We start from the raw sequence: 14,461 nt of genomic DNA, 5'->3' as shown, positions 1-14,461 counted from the left end.
CTTCCTTATGCTCGTCCGGCTAGCATCAAATTGTGAAGCTCGCCGCGCCCTAGCCGTTCTCGCTTTCGTTCTTGCCGCTCGGCCAGCACTTGTGATCTGCCCCATTGCCGGTCGCCCCGAGCAGCTGATCGAAGCCCGAGCGGACGAAGGCGCGGTCGAGCTCACACCGCCCAAGGTAACCTCCCGCCCGCGCCAAAACTTGGCGTCATGGCAGCGCGCCTTTGGTTTGCGATTGCGGCGAGTGTGATATTGTGCGGGGGCTGCGCCGGGCAGGCTACGGCTCCGAAACTCCCGGCGCCGGTGACCGCAATCCCGCAACAAACGCTAAGACCCCGTATGCCCATTGAACTCGACGTCTACGCCCAAACGCGCCAAGGCATGCTGAGCTCTTTGGTGGCGGACGCTACCCCGCTCGTCTACGTGCCGAATTCGATTTCGAACACCGTCTCTGTCATCGATCCGCATACGTTCACGGTCGTTCGCACGTTCCGGGCGGGCTTCGAGCCGCAGCACATCACGCCGGCATGGGACATGCAAACGTTATATGTCGACGACACGCGCGGCAACACCCTCATCCCGATCGACCCAAGCACCGGACTCCCCGGTCAGCCGATCCCAGTGGACGATCCGTACAACTTGTATTTCACACCGGATGGCTCCAAAGCGATCGTCGTCGCCGAGCGAAATCGATCACTTGATATCCGGGATCCGAAGTCGTGGGCGCTGCTGGCGCGCATCCCGATGCCGTGCAAGGGCGCGGACCACGGCGATTTCACCGCGGACGAACGCTATTTTCTCTTGAGCTGCGAGTATTCAGGCACATTGATCAAAGTCGACATGCGCCTGCTCCGCGTTGACGCAGCAATGGACCTCGGCGGTAGTCCGATCGACGTGCGCCTCTCCCCCGACGGCCAAGTCATGTATGTGGCGAACCAAAACTCAAAATTCGGCGGCGTGCAGCTCGTGGACCCAGTGCGCATGCAGCTCATCGGGTACATCCCGACCGGGGCCGGCGCTCACGGAGAGATCCTAAGCCGCGATGGGCGCTCGCTGTACGTCACGAACCGGCTCGGCCATACCATCTCCGTGATTGATTTCGCTTCACGCAAAGTAACGCACACGTGGGTCATCCCAAGCGGGAGCCCGGACATGGGCGGCGTGTCGGTTGATGGTAGCCAACTTTGGGTGTCCGGCCGTTACAATCGGGAGGTCTACGTGCTGGATACTCGAAGCGGCGCCGTGCTCGAGCGCATCCGCGTAGGCGTCGGGCCTCACGGGCTTTGCCTTTTTCCGCAGCCCGGTCGCTTCAGTCTGGGGCATACCGGCAACTACCGATAGGATTTAGATATGGCGTTCAAAGGCTACTCCGCCGAGGCGCTGCGCTTCTTGCGCGATCTCGCCAAGAACAACGAGCGCGCTTGGTTCTATTCTCGTAAACCGATCTTCGAGCGGGAATTACTCGAACCGTGGCGCGCGATGGTCGCGGATCTCTCAGCCGCGATGCGCAAGGCGAAAATCCCGCTGGGCTCCGATACGAAAGGGCGCACGTTTCGCATCTACCGCGACATCCGCTTCTCGGCGGACAAGAGTCCATACAAGACGAATCTCGGCGCTTTTCTGACGCATGGCGAAGGCGACACGCCGGGCGGGCTCTACATCCACATCCAGCCCAAAGAATCGTTCTTCGCAGCCGGTTTTTACCAGATCGACGCGCCTTTGTTGCAGCGCTGGCGCGAAGCGATGGCCGCCAAGCCCGCCCAGTTCCAACGCGTGCTGGAGGCGCTGAAACGAAACGGCGCGCACGTGCGCACGGCCAAAGAATCCGACGCGGCGCTCAAGCGCATGCCAAAAGGCTTCGAGGCGTACGCGAAAAGCCCGATCGCGGACTACTTCCGCTTGAAATCCTTCATGGCAAGCGAACAGCTCACCGATGGGGACGTCGGCAGTCCACGCCTCATCACGCGTGCCGTCGCTTTCGCGAAGAAAGTAAAGCCGCTGCTGGAGTACGGCTGGAGCCTCACACGTTAGAATCGCCGGAGCACTGATATGAAACTTGCCCGTTACTGGACGCGCGCCCAGGGAGAGACGACCACTTCCGACGGCAAGACCATCAGCGTCGAAGCGCGCGGCTGGTCCGATGATAGCCTAGACTCGGCCCGCACGCGCGCACAAGAGATCGCCCAGCGTGTCGCCGAGCGCATCGCCTCCAAGGACGAATCGAAGCAACGCTATCCCTACGGCGACCGCCCGCTGCCCGAACCCGTGATCCGCGAGTTCAACGGTACTGACGGGGAGCGATGCGCGATCGTGACACGCAACGTGTACGGAGCGCTGGTGCTCAACGCCGACCGGCTCATGTTCGTCGATGTGGACCGCAAGGGCGCGCCATCAAATGCGGGCGCGGCGCTCGGGAAAATGGTCTCATCGCTCTTCCCAAAGCCGAAACTTGGGCCGCCGCCTTCAAACCCGATCGTCGAAGCGATGAATCAGGTGGCGCAACGCCACGACCTCTCTGCACGGGTCTACCAGACGGCAGCCGGGTATCGGCTCTTGATCACCAGCGCACCGTTTGAGGCGACCAGTTCGGAGGCGGAAGCGCTGCTCACGGAATTCGACTGCGATCCTCTCTACGTGCGGTTGTGTCGATCGCAGGAGTGTTTTCGGGCGCGCCTGACGCCCAAACCGTGGCGTTGTGCTATGCTGAACCCGCCCGTCGAGTTCCCATTTGAGACACCAGAGGACCTCGAGCGGAGCCGCCGCTGGGAGGCCGACTACAACGCGAAAACCGCTGCCTTCGCGACATGCCGCTACGTGACGACGGTCGGCACGGGAAGCGCGTCCGCCGATTTCGACGAGCTCGTCCAATACCACGATCAAGAGACGAAGGCCGCAACTGATCTTCGGCTCGCGTGAGGCGGAATCGGCCAGAACCCCGTCAAAGATAGCGGCGTCGCCAGCATTCCCCGATAGCTCAGCTGGTAGAGCGTCTGACTGTTAATCATCCCCCTTCACGCGGGGATGATTTTTTCTTGGTCGTCTTGAGGTACCCTTGGTTCGTCTGGAGTAGTCTGTTATGCCAGCCTAAGGGGTACGTCACGGGGTGATGCGAGGCGGTGCATATACGCTTCCCCACACGCATCGCTGCAGAACCTCATGCGGTGCGCAGCCAATTCGCCCCGACAGCGGACGCGCGGCCAGCGCGCAGCGCCGCCAGGCGCCATCATTTGGTCGTTGAATAATTGTCTGTGTATCATTGGGCTCCCCTTGCGACCGACGCTGACGAAGACCACAGCGGTCCCACGGGGTTTTTGTTGGATAATGATGTCGATGTCGAATTGCTGAGATTCATTCAAGGCGCAGGTGCGAGCGCCGTGCAGCTCTCACCGGCCATGCGAACCAGCAGCGATGAAGATGTACTGGCTGAGGCTAAGCGACAAGACAGAGTTCTGATAACACACGATCGAAGGTTCGTCGACCCGCAGTCGGTTGAGCGGGAGAAGAACTCAGGTGTTATTATAATCCCCCGCGATAAACAGGGGCGCTTAGATTGGCCCCTGATCAGCGCGATCCTGGCACATATCGTATTATCGCGTTTCGTCGTTGACCAGACCGTCTGGCGCGTCTTCCCGAGCTGGCGGTTCACCATCTGGAACCCCAATGAATATACCGACGAAATGGAACCGATTTTTTGTCGCGTAAACCGATGACCGTGAAGTTCAGGTTTGGGTGGATGAAGATGGCAATTACGGAAGAGAGCCTGATTACGGGGCTTGAGATTTCGTAGGTCGGGCACTGCCGCTATCCGGCCGCGAGGAGTGCCCGATGCGAAGTCTTCAGATCCTAGACCATTCGCGACGGTATGCGAACCGGATGTCCCACTTGCCACCGTCCTCTGTACGGTTGAGCGAAGCAGCAGTGGCTGCGCAGCGTCTCGCGGACGAGTTGCGCGTCTTTGCCAACGCCCAATGTCGGGAGTGCGCCTGCCAGCTCTTGGGCAGAAATGAAGCTGCGCGGCGATCGTGCGAGCGTATGGAGGCAGGCCCTTGCAAGAACCGACCCGCGTTCATTAGTCTGACTCAGTTCCCACCACGTTGGGATCTCCGGAGCCATTTTTCTGAAGCGATCCAGAGCCTCGGAGTATGGACGATAGAGATCAGCTAACAATGACAAAGCAAAGAGCAGGCCGTTGCCGATCTTCCTGTAAGTCTCGGGAGCCGTTCGGAAGGCGAGCAATCCGATGCCGCCGGCGATCGCGGCTAGAACCCATGGATGCTTCTTGGCCAGCGATCGAATCCCATGGAATAGGCCGCTGGCCGCTAGACTGGGCACCGCCAATACGACGAACAACATCTTGCCCATTTCGCTGGCGTTGCTGCCGTCCATAAGCACTCGCAGCCAATTTAGAAGGTCTTCATTGTCAGCATCTTCAGCGTAGACCGCGTACCGCGCGGCGCGGTCCAAGGTCACGTAAAACGCACCAAGGACGAGCGAGAGAATTACCGATGGAACGTCGCGCGAGGCTCCTAACGCTTTGACGCGCACCACTTCGCTCGGAGCAAGCAATCTCAAGGACAACTCGTCATCTCGAACCGTTCGTATAAGAGGAAGATACTCGTCGCTCCAACGAGCCAAATAGACTTCGTGGGGAACCTTGTAGAAGGCGGCCCGTTCTTCACTGTGTCGGAGAACCTCATCCAACACATGTTGGGCGCAGACAAGCCGCAGAGCTCCGCTATTCGCAGCCGTTATGAGCGTTGTCCGCCCTGCTCTGGTGCACGCCCGCCCGATGTCCTTAAGGAGCACCATCGTGTCCGGAACAATCAGGAGAGCTTCTCCTTGGAGCAATCCGCTAAACCATGATCCGGGAAAGGCTCCATACTGATTTGGACCAATAATGGGCGCCCTAGCGCTTTCAGCGTGCGTTCGCGTGAGGAAAGCCCGAATTGCGTCTTCAGTTATCGCCCCACTATGGAATGCAGGAAGCGCGCCGAAGCTCACCGGAGCACGCCTACCTGTCTCGCGCCGTCAAGCGACGACATCACCGTCATCGACCGCAGCGGTTGCGACTGCGTCGCCAATCCAGTCTTCAAAATGCTCAATGGCCATTTCGATAAAACGGCCGTGGTAAACGGCGTAGACTTCACTCGAAATGTTGACGCCTTTGGGTGGCAAGATGTTGAGGAGCAGCGAATCGTCCTCGAGGGACGGTCGAAGCCAAGCAGTCTCGAACCATTGATCCGGTGTATGCGTAAAATCACCGTCTTCATCGTAGTCCCATGTTTCGATGTGACCCTCGTCGATGCTGCCCTTGATCGCATCTAGGAGCCCGGCCGCGTCTTCCGTATAGAGCCTAACCGACATCCTCGTTACCGCCTAAGCATCTGGGTTTCGCTATTGGGGTAGGTTCACATGGATCGGCGCTGCAGTCGGAAAACGGCCACCGATAAGTGGTCGAAACTGCTCGGCAAGGTATCACTCAACGCCGTCCATCTGGAACGACGATACAGGCGCCCACGTCGCCCGCAGTCTGGAAGACATCGAAAGCAGTAGAACTTGAAGGTCTTTTCGATGAGCAGACAGGCGCGCAGCGACATCGCCTTGGCCAACTCGGAGGACCACGCCATCTGAGGCCCTCCAAATGACGTAAACTCCGGAAACCTTCAGCGCGGATACATCGGATAGGTGAAGGTCGTGCCAACCGGCGGCGCTTTTGGCCCACAGAAGAAGCGTGGGCTGCAACATCTGTGAGAGAGCAGCCTGCAGGGGAGATGGGGTCCGCGGCGCATCGAAAAGCGAGGCAAGAGCCTCACGAAACAGTCGATCGTGATTTACTGGATGAGCAAAAGGGTCGCCCGCGTTTCGGGCGGTGAAGAACGATTTCCAGGCCTCGCTCACGTTGTCGTTACCTCAACCTTTCTCCAAGCCGTGCCACGTGCGGCCGGCGGATTCGGTGACGAGGGCAGCAAAGCTCTTTCCCGTGTCGCCCGCGGCGCGCTTAGCCTGAGCGAGGACCTGTCCTCTGTCCGTTCCGCTGATGGTGTATTCAGCGGTGGGTAGCTTGTACGTCTCGTTGGAGTCGGCGGCGATCGTCCGGCTGAAACCGCGCTCTTCCATTGCGGCGTGCAGCACTTCGTAGTCGAGGACCGACGCCCGGTGGAGTTCCACGCGCACGGTGAAGTTTGCCATGCTAGGTCGCGCCCCGCGCCTGATCGGGGTCACTCGATCCATCCGTATCTCTTGGCCATGCGGTAGAGACCGTAGACTGCGGTGATCGCGCCGCCCAGGGCGAACCCGAATTTGATGAGCTTGTTCAGATCGTCGTTCATGTCGCGAATTCTCCTTGTCGTTGGCGCCCAGCCCGCCGCCGGATCGCGCGCTCGCCTCGAGCCGCCCTTACACACTCAGTATTACTTAACTTGACTTCTATGTCAAGTCGGGGTAGACTGGGAATGTGCCCGCCAGCCTTCCCGCGTTCACAGCGGATGGCGTCTTGCCTCCGGATGACTACCCAATGACACTTCGCGAGCTAGAGGGCTCGCGCTTTGGTGCCGGCGGTACGTCGGAAGGGTATGACGTGGCGTGGCGCCTCAAGCTTCTCAAGAATCTCAGCGTCGTTGTAAAGCAGTTGTGGTCCGTGGGTGTGTCGGATGTGTTCGTTGATGGCTCTTTCGTGGAAGACCGGCCCCACCCGAACGACATCGACGGCTACTTCACGTGCAAGCTGTTCGATCTGATGACGGGCGATCTTGAGATGCGGCTCAACGGCATCGACCCCTACAAGTGCTGGACTTGGGATCACCGGGCCCGTAGACGTCACCCCGACTCCACAAAAGCCGAGCTGCCGATGTGGCACATCTATCGGGTGGACATGTTTCCGCACTGGCAGGGCCAGCCTCCGGATGGTTGCGACCAGCACATTCCGACGCTATTCCGACGACAAAAAGCGACCGATAAACCAAAGGGTATCGTCAAGTTGCTAAAGGAGGCGCGCCTATGATCAAGACGGACGCAGCATACAACGTCGCACTCCAACAATTGCAACACGATCGCGAAGCCATCGAGGGACGCGAACAGAAGCTGCGAAAGCAGGGCCGATCGGCTGAGGAGGTCGCTCGAGCCATGGCACCCCAGTACACGCTGTTCGAGCAGCTGAAGGACGAGGTTGACTGGTACACGCAGGCTAGGCGTGGCGACGTCCAGGTGGCCACGACATTCAACAGCGTGGGCCGTCTGCTAATCGGACTGCGAATTGCGGCCGGCATAACTCAACGCGAGTTGGCTGAGGCGCTCGGTGTAGATGAGAGCCAGGTGTCTCGCGACGAGCGCAACGAGTATCACGGGATCACCGTAAACCGCGTCGATCAGATCATCGACAAGTTGAGGGGCAAGATCGAAATAAAGGTCGAGCCGGCCCGTGAGCTTGTGGTAGCCTGATCGAAAGTAGTCGGCACGCGCGCGGGGCGGTGACGCGAGTTGCCGCCCTTCGATTTGAAGGCGCGCGCAAACTCAAAGTATAGGATCCTGGATATGAGGCCGACGCTGTCAGCCACATTAAGCAAGAGGGCACAACGCCGATGACCAGGCGTCGGCCATACCAATCCTTCAGGACGCCGTCAATCGGCTGAACGCCGAACTTTTCAGATCCTAGATCATTCGCGAGACCAATCCGGCGTAGAGGAATTAGGACAGCTTCGATTCTGCCAGCCAGGGCTCTCGGACTGCCCGAGTCAGCGTGCTGGCCAGATAAGAACCCTTATCTCGCCCCGTTAGCGCGCGGTGGGTTTAGGCCGCTATGTTTGAGCCCCCGCGATGGTACCGGGCGGCATTCGGGGAAATAAGCTGTATGGGTGACATATGGAGCACAGACAAGTTGCTGCTTTTTCTGGTCTTTTTTGTGCCAGGATTCATTTCAATGAGCGTTTACGGACTCTTCATTGCAACTAACAACTCCGATTTCACGAAGCGGCTTCCAGAGGTGATCGCCTACAGCGCAATCCACTATGCCCTGACAGGGTGGATCGTTCTCGTCGCGCCGGCGGGTGTACCGCGCCTCATAGCCGCCTACGTTGTCGTTCTGATATTGCCGATTCTTTGGCCGCCAATCATATTGCTGGCCCGGAAGTGGGACTACTGGCGCGACAGAATCCTAACGACTAAAGTGCTCTCGTACTTGCTCGAGCCCGAAGCTACGCCGTGGGACAAGTTCTTTGCTGACCAGCATGCCCACCGGGTGCGCGTCAAGCTAAAGAGCGGCGGTTACATTGGCGGTATCTATGGCAAAGGGTCGTGGTCTTCATCATACCCGGCCCCTGAACAGCTATATGTCAGGGAACAGTACGAAGTAGATGAAACCGGGTTTGGAGACCGCGTGAAAGGTTCTGCCGGATTTCTGGTCAGCGGTGGCGAAATCGACACAATCGAGTTTTTTGAGTAAAGGAGAGAACGCTGATGGCTTCAGATAGCAAAGGAAACAAGAACCCTGGTATTCAGAAACTACGTGAGATCATCACGCCAAGGAAGAGCGAGCAGCCGTTGGTCGAGAAGGGCGTTCGCGGCGTCACCGTGGACAACATCGACCGAGACAATCCGCCGATAAGAATGCAACCCAAATCCGGAGATACTAATCCCGGCACCACGACCGGCGCTAGCCCGAACGCCACCAAACCCGATTCTGGCGCCGCAACCAACGCGAATCCGAACGCCACCAAAGCAGAAAACGGGTGATGCTCGTCCTGGGAGCCGGTCACACTACTACAGCTACACCGCCAACCGAGCTATGGCACGCCCAGCAGAACGATATCCTTTTGGCCTCCCTTTGGCCACTCGCCCTAGTACTTGTGGTGCTTATCATCAGCATAGCCGCCGTCAACGTCAAGAAAGCAGCGATAGCCTCAGCCGAGGTGATCAAGAAGAAAGCAATCGAAGCCGGCGTAAAAGAAGAAGCGTCCGCCGATCAATCGGCTAACTAGTTCCCAAAGCTTGTCGTGCACGCCGAGCGCGGCCCAGTAGAAGTTATTCGACCGAGCCGCCTGTGTCCCCATCACCAGATTCGCGCCCTAGCTGTCCTCGCGCGGCGGACTGACGGTCAAATAGCTCGTCGGGCCATTGAGCCCGCCACTCTGCGGCAAATTGCTCCAAACCCTCCCGGTCGTTCCTCCACATAGGGTCGTCCTCGGCGCCGACAAGTTCCGCCTCGACGAACGCCCGTGGCGTGAGACCGTCAATGTAGTTCTGTACGGCCTGCCTGGGCATGGTTTTCCTCCCAGAGTATTCGGAGTAGTAGATTTTCCGTTGCTCGAGCAGCTGGCGGACTTTGGCGGCGGAGATCCGCAACATCCTTGCCGCCTCGGTTATTGAGACGACGGGGCTTTCGGTTTTCTGCCTTCTTGACCGAACGATTTTCGCTGGCATTTCCCGTCGAAGCGTTCGATCGTGCCTTATGGGCTCTGGTTTCGGCTCCGGTTCACGGTCTACGCCGTGCTCCAGGACCCTCAAGATCGCTGCCCGAGAAAAGCGACGTAGTCGGCCGAGGCTCATACTCGGAATGCGCGTGTAGACGTTGTTGAGACTTATCCCAAGTATTTGGGCGGCTTCCTTGGCCGTGTAGACTGGCTTGACCAAGCCTTGCAACGGATCGTCGGTGGTAAGCACGGCAAGCGCCTCCGGGGCAATCTCACGAACAGTGTAGTCTGCAACTCTTGGTTGCGCACCGTAGCGCTCGGGGCCCAGAGACAAAAGCGGCAACACGGCCCCGAGAGCCTGTTCCGCGCTGCTGGCCTTCACATCATAGGCCAGACGGATTTCTACGGTCCAATCTTTGCTCTCAAGCATGAAGAATCTCCCAAATGACTCAAGTGTTAGCGAGAGACGAGGGAGTTACAGTGCATCGTTGCCAACCAAGATTCATGCAGCGCTTGCCGACAGCGTGAGTCGCAATGAAGCATATCGAACAGTTGCTTGAGCGGCTGGACACGCTTCATGAACGAGGTAGGGGGCTTCTTGCCCATGGCCCCTCCAGCGGCATCGACGTCGATTTGGCTGAATTCAACGGCTGGAGAACCCAGGTCCAGAGCTATTTGATCAATTTAGTCGGCCCCGATCACATCTATTACATCAATTTTAATCAGGTGACTGGCTCCGCATACAAGTTTAGTGTGAAGAGCGGCCTGGCAATAATGAGAAGCCTTTCGGAAGATCTTCAAAAAGGTTTCTTAACACGCGTCGAAGATTTGGTGTCGGCTGCGGTATTTGGCGACTTTCTCGATATGGCATCACATCTTCTGGACAACGGTTACAAGGACGCGGCCGCCTCCCTAATTGGCGCGGTGCTTGAAAATGGGCTTCGCCGTGTCGCTGTAAACAACGCAATCAAAGTGTCATCGAGAGACGACTTGAGTGCTTTGAATAACAAGTGCGCTACAAACAACGTGTATACGCGTAGCGAGCAGCAGCAAGTCCAGTCCTGGGCAACGTTACGAAATGACGCCGATCATGGGCATTTTTCGAAGTACCTCTTGGAAGACGTGAAAAGAATGCTAACCGATGTTAGGCGGATTCTGGCTACGTATCTAGTCTGAGAAGCGCCGCCCCTCCGCTCTAGGACCTAAATGTCGAGCGACCGAACGTTTTCGGTATGTTGAACACTCTCGTGGATGCGCAGACCGGCGACCCAATCTGCGCGTGCTCCGGATGCAACGGCGGAACGCATCCCTCAGGCGGCAGCAGGTGCAAGGCAACCATGGCCGGCAACGGCGCTAAGTGGAAGCTCGCGCCCTACGCGGACGGGAAGCTCTACAATACCTGCGCGGCCTGCATTGAGGCGCGCGGCAAAGCTCGACCGGCTCCCGAACACGTTAAAGGCGCGAGCGCCTCTGATCCGCGCATGGGCTCAGCGCTTCTGTTTCGGCGCCAACGGAACGGATAACATCTTGTCGCCGAGTTTCAGGTTTAGCGTCGGTGGCCGCTTCCCTGGCCACGAAGCGCGAAATGCGTAGGAACCATCGCGCCGGTCGACCACGGGGAACACTGTGCCGCCCTTGAGACCGGGTCTCAACAGCGAGGCTAGCCCTGGGCCAAGCGGCTCACCGCGGGAATCGCGCGGCGTCACCGTCACCACGGCGCTAGTGGGTCCGCTTGACTCCACCGTCAGGCCGGTGCGCCGGTCGTGGGCTTTGCGTCCGATGTAGAGCGAGAATTCCCGGTAACGGTCGAAAGCGCCCCCGCAAGCTTGCCCCTTCGCCTGAAACTCGAATTGATACACCCCGTCCAGTCGCGGTGCCGGCAGAGTCAGCGTAAAGGGCCGCGATTCCTTACCCGGCTTCATCCTGTACTTCGTCTTCTTCACGGGAATTAGCGGGATCTTCCCCGCGGGAATGGGGTGCTTGTCGGCATCCAGTGCCTTGAGAATGACCGGCGGCGTGGAGACCGCGGCAAGCGACTTCTGGGGCGCCGTTAGCGTAACCACCAATTCGGCGGTGGTCACTGGCAAACCGTGATCCGTGATCGTCGCTTCAATCTGGATGGGCTGGCCAATGTCCACCGCATGAACGATGCCACGGAGTTCAAGCTGGCTTTCCACCACCACACTGGTAGTACAGCGCTCGCTGGCACCGGCCAGCGCCGAGCCGCGCACCTCCATCACCCACTGGCCCAACTGTGACGGACCGATGGTCAGCCCCGAGCCGGGATCCAGTGGCGGAAACGCGATCTGGTAATAGCGATACCCGGGAAAATCGCCATACCGCACGAGCTGGTTTTGGTTCGGCGAGTTGGGCGTGAACAGCGTGCCGTCGGGAGCGCGCACGTTGAGATCCACTTGAGAACCGGCATCGTCCCAGTTGAGCACGAACGTGATGCGGCGTTCGCATTGCGTGATGGAGACCGGGATCTTCTTGGTGGCGCCTTGAGCGATCGCGAATACGGGGTCCTGGGCCATGTTCTGGCGAAATGCGTCGGCCAGCACCTGCACGAAATGCTTTCGCAGGATGAGCGTGTCGTCCGTCTGGAAAAAGTTTCCATTGGACGAGGCGGCCAGCATGCTCAGCGCTGCGGCGGAGATATTCTGAGGCTGGCCCAGGCCGATGGCGTACACTTCGGTTCCAGCGGCGAGGATGGGCGGCTCCTCGGTGGCAATCATCGGGGGAGTATTTTCCATGCCGTCGGTAAACACGAGGATGACCTTGCGCCCTGTCGTCCCGGCAACAACCTGCGCCTGCCCGGTGTGCAGCCCGCCGCCGATCGACGTAAGGTGGCGCGGTGTCAGCGTGTCGGCGTCGTTCTTGATGGCATCTCGCTTCGGGGTGTCGTAAGAGCCAAACGGCGTGAGCACGTTTACTGCGTCATCGAATTCCACCGACCCCATTTCGTCACCCTGGCCTGGAATCATGAGATCCGCAAACAGGTGCACGGCTGCTTTCAGCCCGTCCATCTTGGTCCCGCCTTGCGCGGGTGCGGACATGCTGCCGGAACGATCTAGTACCAGCTCCACTGATGCCGGATTGAGCTGGACGCCCATGCCGCTGAGCGGAACATTCACCTTCGGATTAATCGGGTCGTTGCTCGTGATCGCTAAGGTCCCATTGGACGCTCCGAGGACCGTGGGCGCGAAGACAACCACGAAACGCTTGGACGCGTTTGCCGGAACGCTGCCTGAAACCGTGAGCGACGCCGGCGGCAGCGTGGTGGGATCGACATCGGTGACGAAAAAGGGCGCGCCGTTGGAGGTCAGCGTCACGAAGAGAGATTGGCACGGGCTGGTGTTGGCAATTGTGATACGCCGTCCGATGTAGAACTGCACAGGCGTGGCGCCGAAGTTGATCGGGTTGGGACTGACTGCGATGGCTGGCGGCGGCGTGGGAAGACCCGTACCGTTCAGCGCCACGTTGACCGCCGGGTTGGTCTGATCGTCCGAGGTGATGGTGAGCGTGCCGGCCGCCGGCCCGATCGCCGATGGCGTGAATTTTGCTGTCACTGGCGCGGTGGCACCGGCATTGACGACGAGATTCCCGGGCGCCGCGCTGAATGGCGGACCGCTAGTAGTCACCGAGCTCACCGTCAGGGGCACGGCGCCGGTGTTCTTGATGTTGACCGGGAGCGAGCCCGAGAGGCATACCGCCACGCTGCCCAGGTCTAGGTTCAAAGGCGACACACTGATGTGGGGAAGCCCGCCAACGCCGGACAAAGGAACGGTGACGGTGGGATGCGCGAGGTCATTGGTACTGAAAATCAGGTTGCCGCTGAACGGTGCCTCGGCAGTGGGTTTGAAGGTGATCGTAACCACCTGATTCCCGCCACCCGCGAGATTGAACGGCCCGCCGGGGCTGAAAGTGAAGCGCGGGTCGGAGCTGTGCAGGTTGTTGATGTTGAGATTGCCGCCGCCAGCATTGTGAATGGTGAACATCAAGGACTGGAGAGTGTTAACCTTGACGGCGCCGAAGACCAAAGCAAGCGGATTGACCGTGACTTGCGGCCCGCCTGGCCCCGCAAAGGTGCTGATCGCCAGCGTGGAAATCGACGCGACCGCTGCGTTGGCGGTCCCAAGTACGGCTGGCGCGCCAGTTAGATCGACCAGTGCGACACTCGAACCCAGAATCGCGCCACATGCCCCCGTTTTCCCCTCGATTGCGGTAGTAGAGCCGCCTGCGAGATTCGGGTTGAACGAACTGACGCTGGGGCCGCCGAAGTCGACCTTGTCCGAGTTGAAGCTGTTGGCACTGGCCGCGAGAACTAGCGGATTGGAGACCGCCACCGAGGTGATGCCGGGCAGCATGGTATTCACCGAGGCGATAAGCGCCTTGTTGACATCGAACAACTTAAGAATACCGCTGGTGCTGTCGCCGGCGGCAATCACGGCGCTGTCGGAATCGATGACGGGCGGACCCGCCAATACCGGATTGAAATTCGTGACGACGGGGGCCATCGGGTTTGAAAAATCGACCTGCACGATCTCGAAATCGCTCGGCCCCGAGGCGACCACAACGTTGTCGGAGAGGAAGGCGATCGATCCGACGGCGGTGTTGGGATTGGAGGCGAGCGGTGTTGCAGCAGTGCCAATCACGGTGGGCGCGTTGGGATTGGAGAAGTCGAGCAGGGATACCCGTGCTTTGAAATTGTTGACAAACTCTCCCACCGCAACGCGCGACCCGCGCATCGCGATCGCTCCGATGCCGTTCAACGGCGTCGCGATGGTGCCGCGCAAGGCGGGAACCGCGGGATTGGAGACATCGACGAGTCGCACTTTGCTGGTGAGTACACTGCCCGCGACGGCATTATTCCCGTTGATGGTCACGTGGCAGCCAGAGGCGAAGCCCGGGTCGACTAACTTGACGCTGGGAGCATTCGGGTTGGTGAAATCAATGACAGCGAACGAAGTGTCGTTTTCGGATCCGGCGACGACGACTCTCGGCATAGGGTTCCTCCGACGTGTGCAGTCGTATGGTCAAGAAACTCGTGGGTGCCGGCT

Annotated in this window: 15 protein-coding genes; 10 read left to right on the top strand and 5 right to left on the bottom strand. The window is 59.3% G+C overall.

The window, feature by feature from the left end:
- The first annotated feature begins 336 nt into the window (after nt 1-336).
- The 4 genes from VN934_03720 (at nt 337) to VN934_03705 (ending at nt 3,707) form a co-directional block, all read left to right on the top strand.
- Nucleotides 337-1,338 carry a YncE family protein gene (locus VN934_03720; GenBank protein ID HXM17900.1) on the top strand — a complete coding sequence of 334 codons (1,002 nt, stop codon included), beginning with the start codon at nt 337-339 and terminating at the stop codon, nt 1,336-1,338.
- Nucleotides 1,339-1,347: 9 nt separating this feature from the next.
- The gene (locus VN934_03715; GenBank protein ID HXM17899.1) at nt 1,348-2,028 is read left to right on the top strand and encodes a DUF2461 domain-containing protein; all 681 of its coding nucleotides are present in this window, start codon (nt 1,348-1,350) and stop codon (nt 2,026-2,028) included.
- Between the two features lie 18 nt (nt 2,029-2,046).
- The gene (locus VN934_03710; GenBank protein HXM17898.1) at nt 2,047-2,913 is read left to right on the top strand and encodes a hypothetical protein; all 867 of its coding nucleotides are present in this window, start codon (nt 2,047-2,049) and stop codon (nt 2,911-2,913) included.
- Nucleotides 2,914-3,311: 398 nt separating this feature from the next.
- Nucleotides 3,312-3,707 carry a DUF5615 family PIN-like protein gene (locus VN934_03705; GenBank protein ID HXM17897.1) on the top strand — a complete coding sequence of 132 codons (396 nt, stop codon included), beginning with the start codon at nt 3,312-3,314 and terminating at the stop codon, nt 3,705-3,707.
- A gap of 133 nt (nt 3,708-3,840) precedes the next feature.
- Here the strand turns inward: VN934_03705 and VN934_03700 are convergent, their stop codons facing one another.
- The 3 genes from VN934_03700 to VN934_03690 form a co-directional block, all read right to left on the bottom strand.
- Nucleotides 3,841-4,701, bottom strand: a complete 861-nt coding sequence (locus VN934_03700) for a hypothetical protein (protein HXM17896.1) — start codon at nt 4,699-4,701, stop codon at nt 3,841-3,843.
- Nucleotides 4,702-5,025: 324 nt separating this feature from the next.
- Entirely contained in the window at nt 5,026-5,361 is a 336-nt protein-coding gene (locus VN934_03695) for a hypothetical protein (protein HXM17895.1), read from the bottom strand.
- Between the two features lie 546 nt (nt 5,362-5,907).
- Nucleotides 5,908-6,186 (bottom strand): hypothetical protein, encoded by a 279-nt coding sequence (locus tag VN934_03690; protein HXM17894.1) that lies wholly within the window; start codon nt 6,184-6,186, stop codon nt 5,908-5,910.
- A gap of 325 nt (nt 6,187-6,511) precedes the next feature.
- On the opposite strand from VN934_03690, the gene VN934_03685 reads away from it, so the two are divergent.
- The 5 genes from VN934_03685 (at nt 6,512) to VN934_03665 (ending at nt 8,969) form a co-directional block, all read left to right on the top strand.
- Complete coding sequence (locus tag VN934_03685) at nt 6,512-6,997, top strand: hypothetical protein (GenBank protein HXM17893.1); 486 nt, start codon at nt 6,512-6,514, stop codon at nt 6,995-6,997.
- On the top strand, nt 6,994-7,434 hold the full coding sequence (locus VN934_03680) for a helix-turn-helix domain-containing protein (protein HXM17892.1): 441 nt from the start codon (nt 6,994-6,996) through the stop codon (nt 7,432-7,434). Before VN934_03685 ends, VN934_03680 begins: the two co-directional genes overlap by 4 nt.
- 409 nt (nt 7,435-7,843) lie before the next feature.
- Entirely contained in the window at nt 7,844-8,434 is a 591-nt protein-coding gene (locus tag VN934_03675; GenBank protein ID HXM17891.1) for a DUF6338 family protein, read from the top strand.
- 14 nt (nt 8,435-8,448) lie between these two features.
- Entirely contained in the window at nt 8,449-8,724 is a 276-nt protein-coding gene (locus VN934_03670; GenBank protein HXM17890.1) for a hypothetical protein, read from the top strand.
- Nucleotides 8,721-8,969, top strand: a complete 249-nt coding sequence (locus VN934_03665; protein ID HXM17889.1) for a hypothetical protein — start codon at nt 8,721-8,723, stop codon at nt 8,967-8,969. The genes VN934_03670 and VN934_03665 overlap by 4 nt, the downstream gene beginning before the upstream one ends.
- Before the next feature lie 43 nt (nt 8,970-9,012).
- Here VN934_03665 and VN934_03660 read toward each other — a convergent pair whose 3' ends face one another.
- The gene (locus tag VN934_03660; GenBank protein HXM17888.1) at nt 9,013-9,831 is read right to left on the bottom strand and encodes a helix-turn-helix domain-containing protein; all 819 of its coding nucleotides are present in this window, start codon (nt 9,829-9,831) and stop codon (nt 9,013-9,015) included.
- Between the two features lie 104 nt (nt 9,832-9,935).
- Between VN934_03660 and VN934_03655 the strand changes: the two genes are divergently transcribed.
- Nucleotides 9,936-10,577, top strand: a complete 642-nt coding sequence (locus VN934_03655) for a hypothetical protein (protein HXM17887.1) — start codon at nt 9,936-9,938, stop codon at nt 10,575-10,577.
- 311 nt (nt 10,578-10,888) lie between these two features.
- Here VN934_03655 and VN934_03650 read toward each other — a convergent pair whose 3' ends face one another.
- On the bottom strand, nt 10,889-14,407 hold the full coding sequence (locus tag VN934_03650; protein ID HXM17886.1) for a choice-of-anchor D domain-containing protein: 3,519 nt from the start codon (nt 14,405-14,407) through the stop codon (nt 10,889-10,891).
- Nucleotides 14,408-14,461 lie beyond the last annotated feature (54 nt).

This window comes from Candidatus Tumulicola sp. (assembly GCA_035601835.1).
Lineage (GTDB): Bacteria > Vulcanimicrobiota > Vulcanimicrobiia > Eremiobacterales > Eremiobacteraceae > DATNNM01.
The sequence above is the reverse complement of the archived record's forward strand: the minus strand, read 5'-3'. Positions and strand labels throughout refer to the sequence as shown.

Coding starts and splice junctions, on each gene's coding strand:
- VN934_03675 (HXM17891.1), top strand. CDS start 7,844: ATGGGTGACATATGGAGCACAGACAAGTTGCTGCTTTTTCTGGTCTTT.
- VN934_03680 (HXM17892.1), top strand. CDS start 6,994: ATGATCAAGACGGACGCAGCATACAACGTCGCACTCCAACAATTGCAA.
- VN934_03670 (HXM17890.1), top strand. CDS start 8,449: ATGGCTTCAGATAGCAAAGGAAACAAGAACCCTGGTATTCAGAAACTA.
- VN934_03685 (HXM17893.1), top strand. CDS start 6,512: ATGACACTTCGCGAGCTAGAGGGCTCGCGCTTTGGTGCCGGCGGTACG.
- VN934_03710 (HXM17898.1), top strand. CDS start 2,047: ATGAAACTTGCCCGTTACTGGACGCGCGCCCAGGGAGAGACGACCACT.
- VN934_03695 (HXM17895.1), bottom strand. CDS start 5,361: ATGTCGGTTAGGCTCTATACGGAAGACGCGGCCGGGCTCCTAGATGCG.
- VN934_03720 (HXM17900.1), top strand. CDS start 337: ATGCCCATTGAACTCGACGTCTACGCCCAAACGCGCCAAGGCATGCTG.
- VN934_03715 (HXM17899.1), top strand. CDS start 1,348: ATGGCGTTCAAAGGCTACTCCGCCGAGGCGCTGCGCTTCTTGCGCGAT.
- VN934_03690 (HXM17894.1), bottom strand. CDS start 6,186: ATGGCAAACTTCACCGTGCGCGTGGAACTCCACCGGGCGTCGGTCCTC.
- VN934_03655 (HXM17887.1), top strand. CDS start 9,936: ATGAAGCATATCGAACAGTTGCTTGAGCGGCTGGACACGCTTCATGAA.
- VN934_03650 (HXM17886.1), bottom strand. CDS start 14,407: ATGCCGAGAGTCGTCGTCGCCGGATCCGAAAACGACACTTCGTTCGCT.
- VN934_03660 (HXM17888.1), bottom strand. CDS start 9,831: ATGCTTGAGAGCAAAGATTGGACCGTAGAAATCCGTCTGGCCTATGAT.